The organism is Leucobacter soli (assembly GCF_042659205.1).
GTDB lineage: Bacteria > Actinomycetota > Actinomycetes > Actinomycetales > Microbacteriaceae > Leucobacter > Leucobacter soli.
The window spans coordinates 1-823 of the sequence record NZ_JBHSRW010000441.1; the positions used below are offsets into that span (position 1 = coordinate 1).

Sequence of the window (823 nt, forward strand, 5' to 3'; positions counted from 1 at the left end):
GCGACGAGCACCGCGCATCCCGCGGCGAGTCTCGCGCGCAGGGCCGCGATCACGGCGGACGTCGACGCCGGGTCGAGATCCTCGATCGGTTCGTCGAGCAGCAGGATCCGCGGCTCCCGCAGGCAGGCCGCGGCGAGCGCGGTACGAGTCGCCTCCCCCGCGGAGAGCGTAGCCGGGTCGCGATCGGCGAGGCGCACGAGGTCGAATCGTTCGAGTTCCCGCTCCACGGCGGCGGCGAGCGCATCACCGGCGATCCCTTGGTGCACGAGCGCGAAGGCGAGCTCGCCCCGCACGGTCTCGGCAACGAAGGAGTGCTCCACGCGCTGCGGCACCAGCGCGACGGTGCCTGCGAGGTTCGCCGGGCGACGATCCGCGACGACCCGTCCCGCGACTTCCAGCGTTCCCGAGGCCTCGCCCCCGGTGTACGCGGGAGCGAGGCCGGCGAGCGCTGCGAGCAGGGTCGACTTGCCGCTACCGGTGGGACCGGTGAGGATGGTGAGCTCCCCCGCGCTCAGTTCGAGGTCCGCGTCCTCGAGCGTCGTCCGCAGAGTCTCCCCAGCCCGGTGCCGCACGGCGATCCCCTCTGCGCGCAGCAGTACGCGACCGGTTCCGGAGGCTCCGGCCACCGCCGGGGGCGAGGTCGGGGAATCCCCGCGGTACCCGGGGAGCTTCGAGCCGAAGCCGCGCAGCTCCATGGAGGCGCCGAGCGTGGTCGCGCGTTCGACAGCCTGCTCCAGCACCGGCACGAGCAGCCGGGCGCCTCTGCGCTCGCCCCTCATGCGCGCTGCCCGCGAGACCCGATCGGCGGCCAGCAGCAGCGCCT

1 protein-coding gene is annotated in these 823 nt (G+C 74.2%); it reads right to left on the bottom strand.

All coding sequences use genetic code 11. The features are described from left to right. On the bottom strand, positions 1-779 hold a 779-nt coding region (locus ACFPZL_RS13820; protein ID WP_382335968.1), incomplete at its 3' end, for an ABC transporter ATP-binding protein. Positions 780-823 lie beyond the last annotated feature (44 nt).